The sequence below is a fragment of the Duganella sp. CY15W genome, from assembly GCF_009857555.1.
Taxonomy (GTDB): domain Bacteria; phylum Pseudomonadota; class Gammaproteobacteria; order Burkholderiales; family Burkholderiaceae_D; genus Rugamonas; species Rugamonas sacchari.
On the sequence record NZ_WWCQ01000008.1, the window covers coordinates 36,064 to 52,920 of the forward strand.

The 16,857-nt window shown below is 58.3% G+C and carries 26 protein-coding genes and 1 other RNA gene; 25 read left to right on the top strand and 2 right to left on the bottom strand.

The window, feature by feature from the left end; all coding sequences use genetic code 11:
- Positions 1-21: 21 nt before the first annotated feature.
- From GTP58_RS28265 to GTP58_RS31550, 8 genes are all read left to right on the top strand, one after another.
- The gene (locus GTP58_RS28265; protein ID WP_161080303.1) at positions 22-726 is read left to right on the top strand and encodes a hypothetical protein; all 705 of its coding nucleotides are present in this window, start codon (positions 22-24) and stop codon (positions 724-726) included.
- 8 nt (positions 727-734) lie between these two features.
- The gene (locus GTP58_RS28270) at positions 735-962 is read left to right on the top strand and encodes a hypothetical protein (RefSeq protein WP_161080304.1); all 228 of its coding nucleotides are present in this window, start codon (positions 735-737) and stop codon (positions 960-962) included.
- 68 nt (positions 963-1,030) lie between these two features.
- A complete protein-coding gene (locus GTP58_RS28275) occupies positions 1,031-1,660 on the top strand; it encodes a DUF3164 family protein (RefSeq protein ID WP_161080305.1) in 630 nt (209 codons plus the stop codon).
- Positions 1,657-1,983, top strand: a complete 327-nt coding sequence (locus GTP58_RS28280) for a host nuclease inhibitor protein (RefSeq protein ID WP_161080306.1) — start codon at positions 1,657-1,659, stop codon at positions 1,981-1,983. Before GTP58_RS28275 ends, GTP58_RS28280 begins: the two co-directional genes overlap by 4 nt.
- Positions 1,984-1,986: 3 nt before the next feature.
- Positions 1,987-2,052: hammerhead ribozyme type II (locus GTP58_RS28285), an RNA gene on the top strand.
- Between the two features lie 7 nt (positions 2,053-2,059).
- Positions 2,060-2,557, top strand: coding sequence for a hypothetical protein (locus tag GTP58_RS28290; protein ID WP_161080307.1), 498 nt, complete (start codon positions 2,060-2,062; stop codon positions 2,555-2,557).
- Positions 2,520-2,951, top strand: a complete 432-nt coding sequence (locus tag GTP58_RS28295; protein ID WP_161080308.1) for a gp16 family protein — start codon at positions 2,520-2,522, stop codon at positions 2,949-2,951. The genes GTP58_RS28290 and GTP58_RS28295 overlap by 38 nt, the downstream gene beginning before the upstream one ends.
- Positions 2,951-3,361 (top strand): Mor transcription activator family protein, encoded by a 411-nt coding sequence (locus GTP58_RS31550; RefSeq protein ID WP_161080309.1) that lies wholly within the window; start codon positions 2,951-2,953, stop codon positions 3,359-3,361. The genes GTP58_RS28295 and GTP58_RS31550 overlap by 1 nt, the downstream gene beginning before the upstream one ends.
- 84 nt (positions 3,362-3,445) lie before the next feature.
- Here GTP58_RS31550 and GTP58_RS28305 read toward each other — a convergent pair whose 3' ends face one another.
- Positions 3,446-4,036 (bottom strand): hypothetical protein, encoded by a 591-nt coding sequence (locus tag GTP58_RS28305; RefSeq protein ID WP_161080310.1) that lies wholly within the window; start codon positions 4,034-4,036, stop codon positions 3,446-3,448.
- A gap of 256 nt (positions 4,037-4,292) precedes the next feature.
- On the opposite strand from GTP58_RS28305, the gene GTP58_RS28310 reads away from it, so the two are divergent.
- The 13 genes from GTP58_RS28310 (at position 4,293) to GTP58_RS28370 (ending at position 12,972) form a co-directional block, all read left to right on the top strand.
- Positions 4,293-4,727: a hypothetical protein gene (locus GTP58_RS28310; protein ID WP_161080311.1), complete on the top strand. Its 435-nt coding sequence runs from the start codon at positions 4,293-4,295 to the stop codon at positions 4,725-4,727.
- 132 nt (positions 4,728-4,859) lie between these two features.
- Positions 4,860-5,291 (top strand): putative holin, encoded by a 432-nt coding sequence (locus GTP58_RS28315; RefSeq protein WP_202413895.1) that lies wholly within the window; start codon positions 4,860-4,862, stop codon positions 5,289-5,291.
- Position 5,292: 1 nt separating this feature from the next.
- The gene (locus tag GTP58_RS28320) at positions 5,293-5,919 is read left to right on the top strand and encodes a transglycosylase SLT domain-containing protein (protein WP_161080312.1); all 627 of its coding nucleotides are present in this window, start codon (positions 5,293-5,295) and stop codon (positions 5,917-5,919) included.
- Positions 5,920-5,957: 38 nt separating this feature from the next.
- Positions 5,958-6,530 carry a hypothetical protein gene (locus GTP58_RS28325; protein WP_161080313.1) on the top strand — a complete coding sequence of 191 codons (573 nt, stop codon included), beginning with the start codon at positions 5,958-5,960 and terminating at the stop codon, positions 6,528-6,530.
- Entirely contained in the window at positions 6,523-6,753 is a 231-nt protein-coding gene (locus GTP58_RS28330) for a TraR/DksA C4-type zinc finger protein (RefSeq protein WP_161080314.1), read from the top strand. Before GTP58_RS28325 ends, GTP58_RS28330 begins: the two co-directional genes overlap by 8 nt.
- The gene (locus tag GTP58_RS28335; protein WP_161080315.1) at positions 6,743-7,045 is read left to right on the top strand and encodes a hypothetical protein; all 303 of its coding nucleotides are present in this window, start codon (positions 6,743-6,745) and stop codon (positions 7,043-7,045) included. Before GTP58_RS28330 ends, GTP58_RS28335 begins: the two co-directional genes overlap by 11 nt.
- Positions 7,042-7,248, top strand: a complete 207-nt coding sequence (locus GTP58_RS28340) for a hypothetical protein (RefSeq protein WP_161080316.1) — start codon at positions 7,042-7,044, stop codon at positions 7,246-7,248. Before GTP58_RS28335 ends, GTP58_RS28340 begins: the two co-directional genes overlap by 4 nt.
- A 3-nt stretch (positions 7,249-7,251) precedes the next feature.
- A complete protein-coding gene (locus tag GTP58_RS28345) occupies positions 7,252-7,752 on the top strand; it encodes a DUF1804 family protein (protein ID WP_161080317.1) in 501 nt (166 codons plus the stop codon).
- Between the two features lie 2 nt (positions 7,753-7,754).
- The gene (locus GTP58_RS28350) at positions 7,755-7,934 is read left to right on the top strand and encodes a hypothetical protein (protein WP_161080318.1); all 180 of its coding nucleotides are present in this window, start codon (positions 7,755-7,757) and stop codon (positions 7,932-7,934) included.
- Between the two features lie 3 nt (positions 7,935-7,937).
- Positions 7,938-9,572 (top strand): phage terminase large subunit, encoded by a 1,635-nt coding sequence (gene terL, locus GTP58_RS28355; protein WP_161080319.1) that lies wholly within the window; start codon positions 7,938-7,940, stop codon positions 9,570-9,572.
- 38 nt (positions 9,573-9,610) lie between these two features.
- Positions 9,611-11,107, top strand: a complete 1,497-nt coding sequence (locus GTP58_RS28360; RefSeq protein ID WP_161080320.1) for a DUF935 domain-containing protein — start codon at positions 9,611-9,613, stop codon at positions 11,105-11,107.
- Positions 11,107-12,333: a phage minor head protein gene (locus GTP58_RS28365; protein WP_161080321.1), complete on the top strand. Its 1,227-nt coding sequence runs from the start codon at positions 11,107-11,109 to the stop codon at positions 12,331-12,333. Before GTP58_RS28360 ends, GTP58_RS28365 begins: the two co-directional genes overlap by 1 nt.
- 120 nt (positions 12,334-12,453) lie before the next feature.
- A complete protein-coding gene (locus tag GTP58_RS28370) occupies positions 12,454-12,972 on the top strand; it encodes a phage virion morphogenesis protein (protein WP_161080322.1) in 519 nt (172 codons plus the stop codon).
- On the opposite strand, the gene GTP58_RS28375 is transcribed toward GTP58_RS28370, so the two are convergent.
- A complete protein-coding gene (locus GTP58_RS28375; RefSeq protein ID WP_161080323.1) occupies positions 12,969-13,709 on the bottom strand; it encodes a hypothetical protein in 741 nt (246 codons plus the stop codon). The genes GTP58_RS28370 and GTP58_RS28375 overlap by 4 nt on opposite strands.
- Before the next feature lie 313 nt (positions 13,710-14,022).
- On the opposite strand from GTP58_RS28375, the gene GTP58_RS28380 reads away from it, so the two are divergent.
- The 4 genes from GTP58_RS28380 to GTP58_RS28395 all read left to right on the top strand — a co-directional run bounded on the left by GTP58_RS28380 (position 14,023) and on the right by GTP58_RS28395 (position 16,855).
- The gene (locus GTP58_RS28380; RefSeq protein WP_202413896.1) at positions 14,023-15,174 is read left to right on the top strand and encodes a peptidase; all 1,152 of its coding nucleotides are present in this window, start codon (positions 14,023-14,025) and stop codon (positions 15,172-15,174) included.
- A 48-nt stretch (positions 15,175-15,222) separates the two neighbouring features.
- A complete protein-coding gene (locus GTP58_RS28385) occupies positions 15,223-15,597 on the top strand; it encodes a capsid cement protein (RefSeq protein ID WP_161080324.1) in 375 nt (124 codons plus the stop codon).
- Between the two features lie 58 nt (positions 15,598-15,655).
- A complete protein-coding gene (locus tag GTP58_RS28390; RefSeq protein WP_161080325.1) occupies positions 15,656-16,612 on the top strand; it encodes a capsid protein in 957 nt (318 codons plus the stop codon).
- A gap of 69 nt (positions 16,613-16,681) precedes the next feature.
- Entirely contained in the window at positions 16,682-16,855 is a 174-nt protein-coding gene (locus tag GTP58_RS28395) for a hypothetical protein (RefSeq protein ID WP_161080326.1), read from the top strand.
- Positions 16,856-16,857 lie beyond the last annotated feature (2 nt).

Here is a 16,857-nt window from a genome sequence, read left to right on the forward strand (position 1 = left end):
GCAGCACGTAGGAAGCACCTGATGAAGATTTGCGAGTACATGAAGGAACCCTGGTTTGCTTCTCTGACGCGAGAAGTCCAGGCCAGCAACAAGACGCGTGTAGCGGATCAAATGGGCGTCAATCGCTCAACGCTGTCCGCAGTATTTAACGGCCTAGGTGAATATGGAAAGGGCAAGGCCAGTACCAAGAAGTTTGAACGCCAGTTCTTAGGCGCATTCAATTTGCTCGTTTGCCCGTACAACAGCGCCAATGTTGGCGATGCGATTTGCCGCGAGCGTGCATTGATCCCGGCACCGATTCACAACCCAGGCGCGATGCGCCATTGGAAGGCGTGCCAGCAGTGTGCCTTCAAGCCACGACCAATCCCAGAACCCGCGCCTGCAGCGCCTAAAGCAGTTTCCTTGCCGCTCGCACCGCGCTTTAACGGCGGAAAGGCCGCCAGCGGAGAGGAAGCATATCAGGAAGGCTGGGACTGCATCGGTGGACCGAACGATAACCCCTACACCGTCGAGGATTCGCGAAGCGACTATTGGGACTTGGGCTATGCGCAACGCCGGGACTTCGACCGCAAGCATCGCGCTCGCCTCAATGCGCCTGCAGCCACAGCCTCACCCGAAAAGCCACAGCAAGCAGGCGTTATCGACAAGGTCACCCTTGCCTTGCCAGAAGTCGGCGCACCGCAAGCGGCGGCGCTCGGTGAAGTCATTACGAAGTTTAAAGAATAGGAGCAGACGTGAAGGTACTCAAGATCATCCAGACGTTACGGATCGCATTCATTAACTGGGAACTCCGTCGGCTGGAGGCACATCGCCGCCGTACGGTCGCTGAATTCATGCTCGCGGTCGACGACGGCCGGCGCGCCGCGCAGGACTTGTACTTCCAGCGCGGCCACTACATCGCGAATCGGAGGGCAGAGTTGGAATCCAAATTACGCGAACTTAAAAAGGAACTGAAAGCATGAGCTGACGTCGCTGGCGTTGTAACGCCAGCATAGACCATATATTTTTTAACGCAAGGGAAAGGCAACACATGAATGCACCAGTAAAAAGTATCGATGTGCCGGAAGGCTTTCGCAAAAACGCACAGGGCCACTTGGTTCCAGTCGATGCCATCAAGCCGATTGACGCGGCGCGTGACGAATTGGTGATGGAATTAATCGACGCTGCCAAGGCGCAGCACGAAGCGCTACGCATCTTCAAGGAGCGTGTATTTTCCGACGTGAAGGCATTCGTCGTGCTCTCTGCTGAGCAGTACGGGGCATCCGTCGGCGGCAAGAAAGGCAACATCACTCTCATGTCCTTTGATGGTCGCTACAAGGTCAACGTGGCGACTGCGGACAACATCACTTTTGACGAACGTCTGCAAGCCGCGAAAGCACTGATCGACGAATGCGTTCTGGACTGGAGTAAAGACAGCAATCCGCAAATCAAGGCACTCGTCCAACAAGCCTTTGACACCGACCGCGAGGGCAAGATTAGCACCGGTCGCGTGTTAGCTCTGCGTCGCCTGGACTTCGATGATCCGCGCTGGCAACGCGCGATGCAAGCCATCGGCGAATCGGTCCAAGTTGTAGGCACCAGCGAGTACGCACGTTTTTACGAACGCGTCGGTAGCTCCGATGAATACAAAGCCATTTCCTTGGATGTGGCAAAGGTATGACCACTCATCTGCAACCACAGGCGGCGTGGTGCTGGGCGTCCGGCGTGATCGAGTTCGGCGCAGAAACCGAAGTGCCGGAGGACAGCATCCTCATCGCCTACGGTCCGAAAGCGCATCTCTTCAATGAGGTATCAATAATGGCACGGCGCGGTCGGGGTGCCAGCGAGGGACTGTTGCTGGTTCCCGGCGTGCCCGAAGCTGCAAACCAGCGTGCGGGTGCAGATGCCTTGGCGAAATGGCTTGAATGGTGCGCAAAGGGGAACGGCCGTGCCAGTCGGCATGGCGTTAAGTTCATGACCGAACGAGCAGCACATCCGGTCTGATCCATGCGAAACCGGCCAACACGGCCGGTCTGCCAGACGTGGTTGTCTGGTACTGATGAGCAGCCAAGAGGAATGAATGAAACTTAGCAAAGAAGAGAAAGAAAAACTCATATCGGAGCTGTCCATGCCATGGGGTAGCGCCGACCTGAAGTGCGACGGTAACTTGATATCGTTGCGGGTGCGTCGCTACACGGAATTGACCTTCCGCGTCATGGCCTACATTAACGGTTACATGAAAGGTTCGTGGGTGAGTGGCCGCACTCCGGTGCCTGAGCAAAAATTCCTTCGCAAGTGCGTCCGCGCGAACGTGAGTGCTGCAAAGAAAGCACAGTTGGTGAAAGAGTTCGGCAAACGCATGATTGCGAAAAGCGAATATGTGAACGGGAGCTTTACCTACTACACAAACGATTGGAGCAGCGGAAAGGCGGTGATTAATCACCTCTTTAAGGTGTGCGATTCGATATCAATCGCGGCCGAGGCGGAGGTCGAGGCAATGCGCGCAGCGACGATTGAGGACGAAGTCAAAGGAGAGAAAGATGAGCGTAGCGTCAGCCTCCAAGCGGCGTCTGTCTGACCTGCGGCTTATTCACATCGCCAAAAAGCAGTTGAATCTGGAGGACGACGAATACCGCGCAATCCTTCAAGACGTGACCGGTAGCCGTAGCGCTGGCGATCTAAACGCGGAGCAGCGTCAAGCTCTACTCGACCGTTTTAAGAAAATCGGATTCAAGGTACAGAGCAAAGGAGCCGGACGCGTTAAACCGAAAGGAGGACAGGATCGGGCGCTGCTCATTTCCAAGATCGAAGCGCAGTTGGCGGAAGCCAAGCGTCCGTGGAGCTATACGGATTCAATGGCAAAGCGAATGTTCAAAATTGACCGCATTGATTTCTGCGAGCCGAAGGATCTGGAGAAAATCATCGCCGCTTTAAGTTATGACGCCAAGCGGAATGGACGAAAGGAGGCGTAGTGAATCATTTACAGCCGGATCAGGTTACGCTTGCCGATCTGCCACAGCAGCTACGACACATTACCGAAGTCGTTGGGCTGGCAGCAGCACTAACGCTGGTTAAACACTTTGGTGGCGTCCGGCTCTACGTACCCCTCGGTATGACGCAAGATCATACCCTGACTAGACTGATCGGGTACGAAGCAGCATGCAAGCTCTCCGCAGAGTTTGGCGGCATGAATCACTTCGATATTCCGCGTGCGGCTAAGGCACTTCGCGTCGTACGAAACCGAGAGATTATCGAGAAGTTCATCAGCGGAAATTCGTTGCGAACCCTTGCCTTCGACTACGTCATGACAGAAAGGCAGATACAAAAAATCTTAACGGAATCAGGAGTAAATAACGAAACGCGGCAAGCCGCACTTTTCTAAATCAGGGCGCCAATGGCGCCCTTTCTTTTTATTCGCAGCGACAATAGCCGCGCTTTCCTCTACCTGATTCGACCAACATGCCCACTATAAATCGCTCGCCACATCTTTGCCGTTCACACGTGAGTGCATCCTTTCAAACTCTGAAATTTCGAGTTTGGCGGCGTTATCATAGCTCGATTTTCCGTAGAAAAGATCAATCGATTGCCCGGTGAGTTTGTCGCTGCCGACAACTATACGGCAGAGTAGCGCCACTTTTGCAATCCGGGCGACCATGTCGGTCATTGTCCCCGAACGGATCGTGCCGGAAGAATCAAACTCAATAAGCAATGCGCCCATCGAATTAGATAGTCCTTTTACCTCGAGCCATAGCTCGACGGGCAGAATGACAGCTCCCTTTTCCTCCGCCTCGCAAAACTGCTTGACGTATTCTGCAATGTCTTCGCGCGCTTGTTCTATGTGCTCTTCAATATCAGACGACAGGATTGTCGCCAACACACGAACTCGCGATTGAAGATTGGCGATCTCCATAACTAACTCTAGCTGCTTTGCGAAGAGCGACTGCCTCAATGGGGCCGTCCTAGCTTTTGCTGTGAAGTAGTGACCAATGCTTCCGACGACTGCTGTTGCTATTATGCCGGTTAAGCCAACTATCAGTGTTACAGTGGCTTGCTCCATACATTCTCCTCATTATTGGATTATGCTACCTTGACTTGACATCCTCGACTCGCCAGCTCTCATCCGGTCAAGTCCAAGCTAGTTTGGCTTGTGCCACATCATATCTGGGAAGCCAAGAACTTAATCATTTTGACGATCGAAGCAGTAAAGGCGACATACCGCCCCGAACCACAATCCGGGGTTGGGTGCATTCTTTGTTCTTGACCAAACGGCAGAGGCAATGTACACATTGCGTTCCTACACTTTGGAGCGGAAAATGGAAGACTCATTTCAACGCAGCCGTGAGCACGCCGAAAAAATCAACGCCGAGGTTCAAAAATCGATAGCAGAACGCGCTTTGCAATCACTCAGAGAAGCGGCCAAAACAGTTGTGACGATTAACGGCGCGGCGGCTGTTGCCATTCTGGGATTCATCGGGGCCGTGGTAGGTAAGCTTTCGTCCACCGTTCCTTTGCAGATTCCTCGCCTTCAGGCCCCCCTGCTAATTTTTTCCTGCGGCGTCGCCTTGGGTGCGATAGCGCTCGTGTTCCAGCATTTGTACGAAGACAAAGACCTGTCGATTTATCAGCTTTCAATGAAGCAGCGCGATTACAAAGCCCGCAATGAATACCGAACCGCCGCGCTCGTGATGATCGGTCTCAGCGTTGTAGCCTTCGTGGCGGGTTGCATCGTCACGGCAATTCGCCTGTAGAATGTGCGGCCTTCGATAGTTGAGAGCGGGTTCCCCCCGAAGTAACTCAGCCTTAATTTGCATCTAGCGCGCGCGTAAGCTGCGAACGTGTTCTGTAAAGAGCCGTTCCACTTATTCAGCGCTAGGAGCATTATGAAATTCCTTCCTTGGTTTTGCCTCTGCCTGACGGTCTGTCTGGCCTGGCACTTCCGCAACCTCGTCGCCGCCGTGCGCGGCTTTATCACCGACCGTCTGCCTCGCATGTTTGAATGGCTGCTCGTCGCCATTTTGACCTGCGCGCTGGCTTTCCTGCTGTCGCCGCAACAGCTGCCAGTCAGCGTGTACAAGATTAGCCTGATCGCCGTCGCTGGCTGCATGGGCTACTGGCTGGACCGCAGCTTGTTCCCCTACGCGCGGCCCGATGCTTTCCTCGGCAGCGAAATCGAGCGCGAGTCCGGTGTCGGTGAACCTCTTTGCTTTGAACTGGACTATGAGCCGCCAAATGACTTGGTGTTCTGCGTCTCCATGCTTCGCCGTGCTGTGATCGTCGCCGCTGCCATGATAGCGGTTGGTCTGGGGGCCTAAGATGCGGCGCTCCCTCCGACGCTATGCCGCTGCACTGGTGACCACTTGTCTGTGTCTGGCTATTGCGCCTGGCGCCGCAGCGGCCGTCGCAGTACCCCGCAGCGCTCATGCCTATCGCGCCGAACTGACCCGGATCGCGCACAGCACTTGGGGCATGGACGCGCCAGTTCCAGTGTTTGCCGCGCAGATCCATCAGGAGAGCGGTTGGAACCCCGACGCCATCTCCAAGGTCGGTGCGCGCGGCATGGGCCAGTTCATGCCGGCGACGGCTTCCTGGTGGTGCAAGCTCGTCGGCCTGGCCGCCGGCGACTGCCAGCCGAGCAATCCCACCTGGGCGATGCGCTCGCTGGTCGGCTATGACCGCTGGCTGTTCGACCGCGTAGGCGGTACGTCGCTGTATGACCGCCTCTGGGCAATGCTGCGAGCCTACAACGGCGGCCTGGGGCATTGGCAGAAGGAAGCCAGTACCTCAGCCAATTTAACGCACAGCGCCGTCGACGCGCAATGTGGCCAGGCGAGTCGCGCGGCGGTGCATTGTGCCGAAAACGTCGGCTATCCACAGCGCATCCTGGAGAAGCTGCAAGCGGCATATGCCGGTTGGGGCACGGTTGTCACGGAGGATGCATGAGCGAAGCCCCCGTCGTCTCCCTCGGAATTCCCGGTCTGATGGGGATCGTAGTAGCCACCGCATTGCTCGTGGGCTGTGTGGTGGGCTACGCCGCCCACACCTGGACCCATGAATCCGTGAAGGACCAGCTGGCGACGCATCAGGTCAATGATGCCCGCGCCGATGCCGCCACCGCCGAAGCCGGCCGCGTTCGCCTGAAAGAAGCCGTCGCCCGCGCAAACAAGCTGGAGAAGGCGCTGGCCGACTCCGAAATCCAATACCGCAAACTCGCACAGGAGCAACGCAATGCCGTTAAACCGCATACCACTGGCCGCGTTTGTCTGGATGCTGGCGCTGTCCGCGTGCTCAACGCCACCGTCGCCACGCCAGGAGACGCATCTCATGGACTGCCCGGCGCCGACGTCGATGCTGCTGCAACCAGTGCCGCCGCTGCCACCGATCCCGACGTCGAAGAGTCGAGCGGCGAAGCCACCGACGACGACGTCGCCGGCTGGGCCATCAACGTCAAAGAGCAATACGGCGTCTGCCGTAGCCGGCTCCAGCGGCTGATCGACTGGTTTGCACCAGTCAATCAAGAACCACCAACAACGAACGCGAATACCCATGACTGATATTTCCGATACTGCCACTGCGCAGGAAGAACACGCGCGCGCCGTCGCCCTGGCCGCTCAACAGGCTCGCGCGAAGCTGGTCGGCAAATCGGCGGCCGACAGTGCCACCGAATGTGAGGATTGCGACGATGCGATCCCTCAAGCCCGCCGCGAGGCCGTCCCTGGCTGCACGCTCTGTGTCGGTTGCCAGACACAACGCGAGAAGTCGTTCTATGAGCGTTGACGTCAGCATCAGCCAGATGCTAACCGGCTGCTTCGGACTCATCTTGCTTTGCCTGGGCTTCTTTGTTCGGCAGTGGATGAGCCGGCTGCAGGCCGACCTGGACAGCGCGAAGAAGGCCCACAGCGAACTGGCGTCGCATTTCCATGACTACCAGCTGCAGTGCGCGCGCGACTTTGCCGCGAAAGCGGACGTCGCCAACGGCCGCCAGGAGATGGTCGAAGCAATGCACGAGGTCAGCCGCAAGGTCGACCGCCTATTTGACAAACTTGATATGAAAGCTGACAAGCAATGAGCGATACCAACATCACCAAGCAGCCAGAGATCAGCGAAGAACTTCAGCTGCTGCGCACTATCGCTAAGAAGGTGGACGGCATCGATGCCAGCATGGACAACATGAAGAAGCAGGCGGCCGCATACGGTGCCGCCGCCGGTGGTGTCTCCGGCGCTATCGCTGCGGTTGGCGTGATGATCGCCAAGGCGAAGCTGGGTTTTTAACGCATGGCGCATCCACCAGAAACCCGCGATAAGGTACGCCGCGCCTACGTCTTCGACCGCCTGTCGCTGGAGGTGGCTGCGATGAAATGCGGCGTCTCCTATGGCACGGCAAGCCGCTGGAAGTCCAATGCGGCACAGAGCGGCGACGACTGGGACAAGGCGCAGGCCGCCCAGCTGATGGCCGGGGGCAGTATTGAGGACATCGGCCGCCAAATGTTGGCCGGCCTGGTTACCCAATATCAGTCGAGCATGGACGAGATCAGCCGCAATACCGACCTCAAGCCGGCCGACAAGGTACACATGCTGTCCAGCCTGGCCGATGCCTTCAACAAGACCGTCTCGGCCTCCAAGCGCATCCTGCCTGAGACGTCGGAGCTGGCAACCGCCATGGAGGTGGTGCAGAAGTTGGCGGCCTTTGTGCAGCAGCGCTACCCGAAACACGCTCAGGCATTTGCGGAGCTGCTGGAACCGTTCGGCGACGAGCTGGCCCGCACTTACGGATAAATATGACTGAACAGCAAATTGTTCTGCTTGCAATTAAAGGCAGCATCGCGGACGTGCCACCGGACGTACAAGACCAAGTCTTTGGAGCATTGGCGGCGATTCGCGGCGCCATCGCTGCCTATCCTGGCGGCGCCGGCCAAATGGCCGTCGCCTTGGTTGCCGCAGAAATCGCCGCGCAATAGACCATGAAAAAGCCGAAACAGAAACTAAGCAAGAAAGACTTCCTGGCCAGCGTAACGGAGCTGGCCAGCGGCCTGCGCATGGCCATCGAAGCCCAATGCGATGGCTTTGATCCTAGCCCGGCAGCGATGCAGGAGCGACGCTTGGGCGCGTTCGCGTCGTTCAGGAAGTTTGCTCAGACTTACTTCCCGCACTACATCAAGCACGATCCGGCTACCCTCCACGATTATCTATTCGACCGCTTCCAGGAAGTCGTCGACAACGAGATCGGCGATCACGAAGCAGTCGCGGCGCCGCGCGGTCACGCCAAGTCCACCATCATCACGCAGATCGGGACGCTCTGGTGCATTTGCACCGGCCGCAAGCGATACCCCCTGATCGTCATGGATGCGCTTGACCAGGCGTTGCCTATGCTGGAGGCGATCAAGGCCGAGCTGGAATTCAATCCACGGCTGCTGCTGGACTTCCCTGACGCCACTGGCCAGGGCCGTGTCTGGCAGGTCGGCGTTATCGTCACGAAGAATGACGTCAAGGTCGAGGTGTTCGGTTCGGGTAAGAAAATCCGTGGCCGGCGCCATGGTCCGTACCGTCCAGACCTGATCATTGGCGACGATCTGGAGAACGATGAGAACGTCCGCAGCCCTGAGCAACGCGATAAGTTGTTGTCCTGGGTGAACAAGAGCTTGCTGTCCTTGGGCGCAGCTGATGACAGCATGGACGTGTTTATCATCGGCACGATCTTGCACTATGACTCAGTGCTGGCGCGCTTGATCGGCAACAGGCTATGGCGCGGCGTTAAGTTCCGCGCCGTTGAGCAGTGGCCGGATCGCATGGACTTGTGGGACACCTGGGCCGAGCTGCTGCTTAACGCAGAGCCAGGCGAAGCAGAAGCGTTCTATGCCGCGAACAAAGCGCTGATGGAACGAGGTGCCAGGATCTGCTGGCCGAGCGGAACGACTTTCTACAAGCTGATGGTCAAGCGTACCCGCGACGGCAAGTCGGCATTCGACTCCGAACAGCAGAATGATCCGGTCAGCGGCGAGGATGCTCCCTTTGCCAACTGCATTCAGTTCTGGGTGAACCGCCTCAATGAATGGGTTTTCTACGGCGCCTGCGATCCGTCCCTGGGCAAGAAAGGCAAGTCGCGCGACCCCTCGGCGCTGCTCATTGGTGGTGGCAATCGGGTGACGGGCGTGCTGGACGTAGTCGAGGCCAAGATCGCCAAGCGCGTGCCCGACAAGATTATTTCCGACATCATCACGCTGCAGCGCGAGTACCACTGCGTCGCGTGGGCCTTTGAGGTTGTCCAGTTCCAGGAGTTCCTGCGCACAGAGCTGGTCAAGCGCAGTGCCGCCCAAGGCATGCCAGTGCCGGCGATTCCTGTCACCCCGCACGAAGACAAGATTCTGCGGATTGAGGCGCTGCAGCCGCACGTGGCGAACGGCTTGATCCGCCTCCACCCTTCGCAGAACACGTTGATGGAGCAGCTAAAGCACTTCCCGATGGCAGACCACGACGACGGTCCTGATGCGCTGCAGATGCTATGGGCGATCTTCCTGGCCCGCATAGGCGGCATGCGCGGCCGCTCCAGCGGCCGGCGCCGCTCGTCGTCGAATACATCGGATTACGTGAACGCCTAAGCCGGCAAACACACCGTTAAAAAATAACAGGACTGACCATGACCCAACCAGACAAAGCGGCGCTGACGACCGTCATCGCCACCAGCCAGCGCGACATTACCATCCCTCAGTTTGCGGGCATTTTGACACCACAAGATGACACGCTGCTGCAGCGAGGTAACGGCAAGGGCTTGAAGATTTACGACGACATCGAGCGTGACGCGAAGGTGTTCTCGTCGCTGCAGAAGCGCAAGCTAGCTGTCATCGGCCGGCCATGGCAAGTGGACCCGGCGTCTAAGAGTGCGCGCGACGTCGCCGCCGCCCAGATGGTGAAGCGCAATCTGATGCGCATCAACTTCGATACCGTTTCGCTCAATAGCCTGGACGCCATTCTTAAAGGCTTCTCGGTGGGTGAAATTGTTTGGGCTGTCGAGGGCAACGAATACATCATTAAGAAAATCCTGCCGCGCAACCAGCGTCGCTTTACCTTCGACATGGAATTCAACCTGCGGATGCTCACCTGGGGCAACATGATGACCGGCGAGGCGCTGCCGGAGCGCAAGTTTATCGTCCACACATACGGCGGCAAAGACGGTAGTCCTTTCGGCCTCGGTTTGGGCACACGCCTGTTCTGGCCGGCCTTCTTCAAGCGCCAGGATATCGCAGCATGGCTTGTGTTCCTGGATAAATTCGCTTCCCCGACCGCAGTTGGTCACCATGCGCAAGGCGCATCGAACAAGGAGATCGACGACCTGCTGGCCTCGCTGGACGCGATTGCTCAGGAAACTTCCATCGCAATCCCTGACAACATGAAGGTGGAGTTTCTGGAGGCGGCGCGATCCGGCGGCAGCGACGCTTACGAGCGCATGGCGCGTTACATGGATGAGCAGATCGAAGAGATTGTCTTGGGTGACAGCGGCGGCAAGAGCGGCGGTGGCGCCCTGGCCGCTGCCGCAATCACCAAGAAGGAAGTCCGTATCGAGCTGGTCAAGGCCGATGCGGATCTGCTGTCCGACAGTCTTAACGCGACGGTCGCGCAGTGGCTAGTCGACCTCAATATGCCAGGCGCGGGAGTGCCGCGCATCTCGCGGATCGTCGAGGAGCCGGCGGACTTGAAGGAACGTTCCGAGCGCGACCTCAATATCTCAAGGGTTGGATACCGGCCGACGTTAAAGTCGATCCATGAGACCTATGGTGGCGAATGGGAAGTTGTTCCTGGTAAGAATGCAGCATCGGCTGGCGCCCCCAGCTCGGCGCCGACTGAAACGGAATTCGCCGAGAGCGACCTCACGCGCCTGGCCGGCCAGATCGCGCTGGAGAAGGCGCTCACCGATACGGTCGACGGCCGCGCACAGAAACTGCAGCCACTGGCCAGCGCCTTGCTGGCGCCCCTGATTGAAGCACTGCGAGGGGCAAGCTCGTTTGAGGATGCATTTAACGCTGTGGCCGAGGCATTCCCGATGATGGACAGTGACCAGCTGCAGCAGCTGCTGGGCCAGGCAGAGTTTGTTTCGCAGCTGGTCGGCCAGGCAGATGTGCCTGGTCAAGACGACTGATGAAGGCCACCGATATCCGGGTGGCGTTCAACTTGCCGCCGGAGCGCGCCATCTCGTTCCTTGGCGCCAAAGGTCTTGTCACCAGCGGCGGATGGCAGGAAGTGTGGCAGGAAGCCCACGCCCGCGCGTTCACGGTTGCCAACTGCACAAAGCTGGACGTGCTGCAGGACATCCATGATGCACTGATGGACGCCCAGAAGAACGGGACCACGTTCTCGACGTTTCAGGACCGCCTCACGCCGCTCCTGCAGAAGAAAGGCTGGTGGGGGAAAGCCATCGATCCGACCACCGGCGAAGTGACCGCCACCTATCCAAACTCGCTGCGGCCAGTGCAATACGGCTCGCCGCGCCGGCTAAAGACGATCTTCGATACGAACATCCGTACGTCTTATATGGCGGGCAAGTTTAACGCTTTCACCGAGTCAGCCGACACGCACCCGTTCTGGATGTATACCGCCATCCTGGACAACCATACCCGCCCCAGGCACCGCGCACTGCACGGTCGCGTGTTCAGCGCCGACGACCCGATCTGGCGCTATATCTGGCCTCCCAACGGGTTTGGTTGCCGCTGCACGGTCATCAATATGCGCAAGTCGACCATGGAAGCCCAAGGCTACAAGCTGTCGGATTCGCGGGAATACACCGAACAGGTCGAGGTTCCAATCTCCAAGCGCGACCCTAGCGCTGGCATGACGACTGTCACTCGGATCAAGCTACCTGGCATGGACAAGTCGTTCCAGACCGATCCGGGCTGGAACGCGAACCAGGCAATGGCGGCGTACCAACCGAAGCTGGATAGCTACAACTACCAGGTAGCGCGGCAGTACATCCGTGGGACGATCAAGGGACCGGACTTCCAGCGCTTCTTCGCCGGCAAGTCTCAGGAGGATTTCCCTGTCGCGGTGCTGAAGCCGAGCGATGTCGCCGCCATCGGCGCGCTGAGCCAGACCGTGTATCTGTCTCAAACGTCATTGGCTGAACACCTGGCTAAGCACCCGGAGATTGGCCTGGAGGACTACCAGAAGATCCCGGAGATCCTGGATCGTGGCGCTGTATATAAGCAGGGGGAAGATCGCCTGGTGGTGCTGCAGCTGGACGGTGTCCTGTACCGCGCCGGCCTCAAGCGAACGAAAAGTGGCCTAAAGAACTACTTTTTAACGCTGTACCGCACCAACGATAAGGCGGCAGAGCGATCAGTAACAAGCAAGTTTGAGCGCCTGCGCTAGAGGGAATGAGGGCCAGTCGCGGGGGCGCAATCCCGCAAGGTCTCATCAACCACACGATCAACTGTGCAGAAGGACTCGGAAGCATTCCGAAGACTGGCAATCCCATTATAGGGCAACTCGATGACCTTTGAAATAAATGTGGACATTGGCGCAGCCGACGCCGTGCTGCGGGAAGCGGCGGCCAAGCTGCAGAGGCCGGCGCCGCTCATGCGAGCCATTGCCACGGAGCTGGCCAGCATCACGGCGCTCAACTTCCTGGCGCAAGGGCGGCCGCACTGGCTGGGCCTGAAACATCCGTCCGCCAGGCGCACGAATGGGATGATCCTGCAAGACACCGGCCGGCTCCGTGACTCCGTCACCCCCTTTCATACCGACGACTCGGCGGGCGTGGGCAGCAACCTGGTGTACGCCGCTATTCAACACCTGGGCGGCCAAACTCGGCCCCACACGATCCTGCCCAAGAACAAGCGCGCGCTGGCATTTAACGGTCGCGTTGTGAAGAAGGTGAATCACCCCGGTTCCAAGCTCCCAGCCCGTCCGTTTTTACCGATGGGTGCGAACGGAGAGTTGCAATTTGAGGCCGAAGTAGAGCTTAGATCGATGGCGCAAGAATACCTCCGCAGCGCTTTGGAGACTTAGCCCCCGGCTGTAGGCGGCTCGATAGGAGCAAGCGGATGTGCTGTTACGTAATCCGTCAAACTGTAATAATCAACCGCTTCAGGCCGGCGATATTTCCGATTCTCCTTGTAGTATTCATAGTCTATGACAAATGGCTCCAGCCACATCAATTGGTTATTCTGTAGGCCCGCCAGCGCGTCACGGACTTTTGTCACGGTGGGCGGCACGTAACCAATGCGGCCTGTAGTTAGTGCTGCCAGCCGTTCCTTTACGACTTCGTTTTTTATGTGGGCGCGGTCCATTGCGTCAGCAATAAATCTTATGTGATCGACATACTGGTAGTTGTAGTAGTCTTTGAATTGATCGTTGATTTCGTCGTCGTCAATCTCTAGCGACTTTGCAAGAGCCTCCAACTGGCTTATTAGCTTGTGTTCCTTTTCCCTACCGATCCCATGCCATCTGCCCGATTGAGCAATGTTCGCGGCATTAGTCAGCAGCAAAGGTCGGGCGAGGTTCTGCAAAGAATGCAGAGTCGCATTGGCTTCATCTAATACGTCACGCATCTTTGCTTCGAACCCTGCTCCTTTGAAGCTTTCCAGTTTATCTATATGGGCAAACGCAAGTGCGATTGCGCAAGCAACGGTCGCAATGGTCATTTCCGTCGGTTTGCCTAAGTATCCGAATACAGCCGGCACGCCGATCAGTGCGGCTGTTAATACAAAATTAGTCACGCCAGCTTTCGGCGACTTCGAACTCATTTTCTTCTCCTAACGTGGCAGGTTCTATCATGGATGGTATATTTGCAACTGAGCTTATCTGAAACGACGGCTGCCGTGCAAAAAAAGATGCGAGGGCTTGCCACGCTACCTAAAATCTTTGGGCGAAGCTCTTAACGGGCATTTAACGGGGCTGGTACGGATTTTTTTCCGGACATCAGACTGCGGTGGACGCAAATTAGTCTGCCTTGTCATCAGACGGTGTATTCCGGTATCCTAAAAAAGTAGATCGCAGCACCTCCCCCCGAACCCCATCCGCCTTAACCGGATGCTGCCGCCAACCCACAATGGCGGCATGAACACTATCCAAATCTTCAAACCCGGCAAGCACGTCGCTGCGAGCGGTGGCTCTTTCAACTTCTCCGAATCCGATGTGACGGCGACGGTCGCGGCGTACGATCCGTCCCTGCACGAAGCCCCAGTCGTCGTCGGCCACCCGCGCCACGACTTGCCTGCCTATGGCTGGATCAAGTCGCTGTCGTTCGCCGAGGGCGTCCTGAGCGCCGAGCCGCAGCAGGTCGACCCGGCATTCGCCGAGCTGGTCGATGCTGGCCGCTACAAGAAGATTTCGGCCAGCTTCTATCACCCGGACTCCCCAAGCAACCCAGTGCCCGGCGTCTACTACCTGCGTCACGTTGGCTTCCTGGGCGCCCAGCCGCCTGCGGTCAAAGGCTTGCGCAATCCCGAATTCAACGAATCGGAGGAGCAGATCGTCGAGGTCGAATTCAGCGAACAGGGCTACGCATGGTCGGCCATCGCCGGCCTGTTCCGGTCGCTGCGCGAATACGTCATCGGCAAGGACGGCGCTGAAAAGGCGGATCAGATGATCCCGAACTGGACGATCGATCAGATCCAACGCACTGCCACGGAGGTACAGGAAGCCGAAGCCAGCGCGGGCGCCCCAGTCCCAGCATTTAACGAACCCACCACCACCCCGAACGAAGGAGAAGTAATGTCCCTGACTCCCCAGCAGGTTGCTGATATGCAGGCCGAGAACGAACGCCTGCGCAATCAAGTTGCCCAGGCGGGCGCCCGCGAACAAAGCCTGGCGGCCCGCGAAGCCGACCAAGTGCGCCGTGAAAACGTCGCTTTCTGCGAATCCTTGGTCGCCAGCGCCCAGCTGCACCCGAACCTCAAAGATAACGCCGCCGCGCTGCTGACTGCGTTGGCCAGCGCGCCGGCCGGCGCCGGCCAGGAGGCCGTAGTCGAGTTTTCCGAAGGCGGCCAGTTGCAACAACTGCCGGTGGCCGGCGCCCTGAAAGCGCTGCTGCAGGCGCAGCCCAAAATCGTGGAGTTCCAGGAAGTAGGCAACGAACGCGGCCGCGTGCCGATTGCTGAAGACCCCAATGCGATTGCCAACGCTGCTGTCCAGTTCCAGGAATCGGAGCGCGTGGCCGGCCGCATTATCACCACCGCGCAGGCGGTCAACCACGTCCTGGGCAAGTAAAAGCGGCCTCGGCCGTTCGCCCCCCCTCATATATATATAGGAGCAACGATGAATCTCCAGTTGGCAAAAAACTACCAGGCGGAGGCGGTGATCCCTCCCTACCGCCTCGTCAAGTTCGGTTCCCTCGATGACCGCGTTGTGCCAGGTGCGGCTGCGACCGACCTGCTGATCGGCGTGACCACCGACATTGGCGCCGCCATCGGTGAGCGCTGCGACGTCCAGTTCGCGGAAATCGCCATGGTGGAAGCCGGCGCGGCTATCACTCGCGGCACCATGATCACCTCGGACGCAGTCGGCCGTGCAGTCGCAGCGGCGCCTGCCGCTGGCGTCAATAACCGCGTCGTCGGCTTTGCGCTGGAAAGTGCCACCGCAGCAGGCGACGTCATCCGCTTCATGCAGTCCATCGGCCAGATCCAGGGCTAATCACGTTGCTGGCGCGCGGGCGCCAGCTTAACTCCACTTCTATATAACAGGAGCATCAATGAGCACCACTGCATTTCCGATTAACCCGGAGTTGACCGCGATTGCAATCGCCTGGCGCAATTCGGCCGACTCCCTGATCGCTGACCGCGTGCTGCCGCGCGTACCAACCGCGATGCGCTTCAAGTACACCAAATACGACATCGCGCAGGCGTTCACGCTGCCAGGCACGAAGGTCGGCCGTAAGTCGGAGCCGAACATGGTCGACTTCGGCGGCACCGACGTTACCGATGAGTGCGTGGACTACGGCCTGGACGATATGATCCCGCACCAGGAACTGGTGGCGTGGGAACAGATGGAAAAGCCAGCGTCGGGCGGTCCAATCGATCCGCGCCAAATCAGCACCATGTTCCTGACCAACCTGGTGCTGCTGGACCGCGAAGTGCGCGCGGCCAATCTGATCTTCAATCCGGCCAACTACAACGCTGCCCTGCAGCAGACGCTGTCGGGCACGTCGCAGTGGAGCGACTACGCAAACAGCAATCCGATCAGCGCCATCCTGTACGCACTGGACCAGCCTATCGTTCGCCCTAACAAAATGACCATCGGGCGCGCCGGCTTCACGGCGCTGCGCCAACACCCGAAAGTTGTGCAGTCGGTCTATAAGTCCGCGCAAAATGCCGGCACGGTGTCGATTGACCAGCTGAAGGATGTGCTGGAGCTCGATGAGATTTGCGTCGGCGGTGCATTCGTCAATACGGCGCGTAAAGGTCAGGCACCGCAGATGCAGCGCACCTGGGGCAAACACTGCTCCTTCACCTACACCGACATTCAGGCAGCGCAGACCGGCCAGCCCACCTTCGGCTTTACCGCGCAGTTCGGCGGCCGTGTCGCAGGCAACATCGCAGCGCCGACTGTGGGCCTGCGCGGATCGGAGCGCATCCGTGCCGGTGAGTCGGTCAAAGAAGTGATCTGCGCGCCAGAAGCTGGCTACTTCTTTGGCAACATCGTCGCCTAAACCATAGCAGCGCGGGTGGTCAGCCGCCACCCGCACGCCATCGACAACTACAGAAAGGAATTGCTACTCATGGCAAAAGCAAAGGCCGGCACCGCGACCTACACCGTTAAATTCATCGTTACCCACGACGATAAAACCTACCCGCCAGGCGAACCGATCACCTTGACTGACGAGCAGGCTGAGCCACTGGTCAAACTGGGTTCCATCGAAGCCGGCGCTCCAGCGGTCGACGCCGAGCAGTAATC

What these genes read in the sequence shown, in the direction of transcription:
- GTP58_RS28290 (WP_161080307.1), top strand. Translation starts at nt 2,060, where the DNA reads ATGAAACTTAGCAAAGAAGAGAAAGAAAAACTCATATCGGAGCTGTCC.
- GTP58_RS28295 (WP_161080308.1), top strand. Translation starts at nt 2,520, where the DNA reads ATGAGCGTAGCGTCAGCCTCCAAGCGGCGTCTGTCTGACCTGCGGCTT.
- GTP58_RS28315 (WP_202413895.1), top strand. Translation starts at nt 4,860, where the DNA reads ATGAAATTCCTTCCTTGGTTTTGCCTCTGCCTGACGGTCTGTCTGGCC.
- GTP58_RS28370 (WP_161080322.1), top strand. Translation starts at nt 12,454, where the DNA reads ATGACCTTTGAAATAAATGTGGACATTGGCGCAGCCGACGCCGTGCTG.
- GTP58_RS28335 (WP_161080315.1), top strand. Translation starts at nt 6,743, where the DNA reads ATGAGCGTTGACGTCAGCATCAGCCAGATGCTAACCGGCTGCTTCGGA.
- GTP58_RS28280 (WP_161080306.1), top strand. Translation starts at nt 1,657, where the DNA reads ATGACCACTCATCTGCAACCACAGGCGGCGTGGTGCTGGGCGTCCGGC.
- GTP58_RS28330 (WP_161080314.1), top strand. Translation starts at nt 6,523, where the DNA reads ATGACTGATATTTCCGATACTGCCACTGCGCAGGAAGAACACGCGCGC.
- GTP58_RS28310 (WP_161080311.1), top strand. Translation starts at nt 4,293, where the DNA reads ATGGAAGACTCATTTCAACGCAGCCGTGAGCACGCCGAAAAAATCAAC.
- terL (WP_161080319.1), top strand. Translation starts at nt 7,938, where the DNA reads ATGAAAAAGCCGAAACAGAAACTAAGCAAGAAAGACTTCCTGGCCAGC.
- GTP58_RS28365 (WP_161080321.1), top strand. Translation starts at nt 11,107, where the DNA reads ATGAAGGCCACCGATATCCGGGTGGCGTTCAACTTGCCGCCGGAGCGC.
- GTP58_RS28375 (WP_161080323.1), bottom strand. Translation starts at nt 13,709, where the DNA reads ATGAGTTCGAAGTCGCCGAAAGCTGGCGTGACTAATTTTGTATTAACA.
- GTP58_RS28275 (WP_161080305.1), top strand. Translation starts at nt 1,031, where the DNA reads ATGAATGCACCAGTAAAAAGTATCGATGTGCCGGAAGGCTTTCGCAAA.
- GTP58_RS28340 (WP_161080316.1), top strand. Translation starts at nt 7,042, where the DNA reads ATGAGCGATACCAACATCACCAAGCAGCCAGAGATCAGCGAAGAACTT.
- GTP58_RS28395 (WP_161080326.1), top strand. Translation starts at nt 16,682, where the DNA reads ATGGCAAAAGCAAAGGCCGGCACCGCGACCTACACCGTTAAATTCATC.
- GTP58_RS28345 (WP_161080317.1), top strand. Translation starts at nt 7,252, where the DNA reads ATGGCGCATCCACCAGAAACCCGCGATAAGGTACGCCGCGCCTACGTC.
- GTP58_RS28320 (WP_161080312.1), top strand. Translation starts at nt 5,293, where the DNA reads ATGCGGCGCTCCCTCCGACGCTATGCCGCTGCACTGGTGACCACTTGT.
- GTP58_RS28325 (WP_161080313.1), top strand. Translation starts at nt 5,958, where the DNA reads ATGGGGATCGTAGTAGCCACCGCATTGCTCGTGGGCTGTGTGGTGGGC.
- GTP58_RS28385 (WP_161080324.1), top strand. Translation starts at nt 15,223, where the DNA reads ATGAATCTCCAGTTGGCAAAAAACTACCAGGCGGAGGCGGTGATCCCT.
- GTP58_RS28360 (WP_161080320.1), top strand. Translation starts at nt 9,611, where the DNA reads ATGACCCAACCAGACAAAGCGGCGCTGACGACCGTCATCGCCACCAGC.
- GTP58_RS28305 (WP_161080310.1), bottom strand. Translation starts at nt 4,036, where the DNA reads ATGGAGCAAGCCACTGTAACACTGATAGTTGGCTTAACCGGCATAATA.
- GTP58_RS28390 (WP_161080325.1), top strand. Translation starts at nt 15,656, where the DNA reads ATGAGCACCACTGCATTTCCGATTAACCCGGAGTTGACCGCGATTGCA.
- GTP58_RS28265 (WP_161080303.1), top strand. Translation starts at nt 22, where the DNA reads ATGAAGATTTGCGAGTACATGAAGGAACCCTGGTTTGCTTCTCTGACG.
- GTP58_RS28350 (WP_161080318.1), top strand. Translation starts at nt 7,755, where the DNA reads ATGACTGAACAGCAAATTGTTCTGCTTGCAATTAAAGGCAGCATCGCG.
- GTP58_RS28380 (WP_202413896.1), top strand. Translation starts at nt 14,023, where the DNA reads ATGAACACTATCCAAATCTTCAAACCCGGCAAGCACGTCGCTGCGAGC.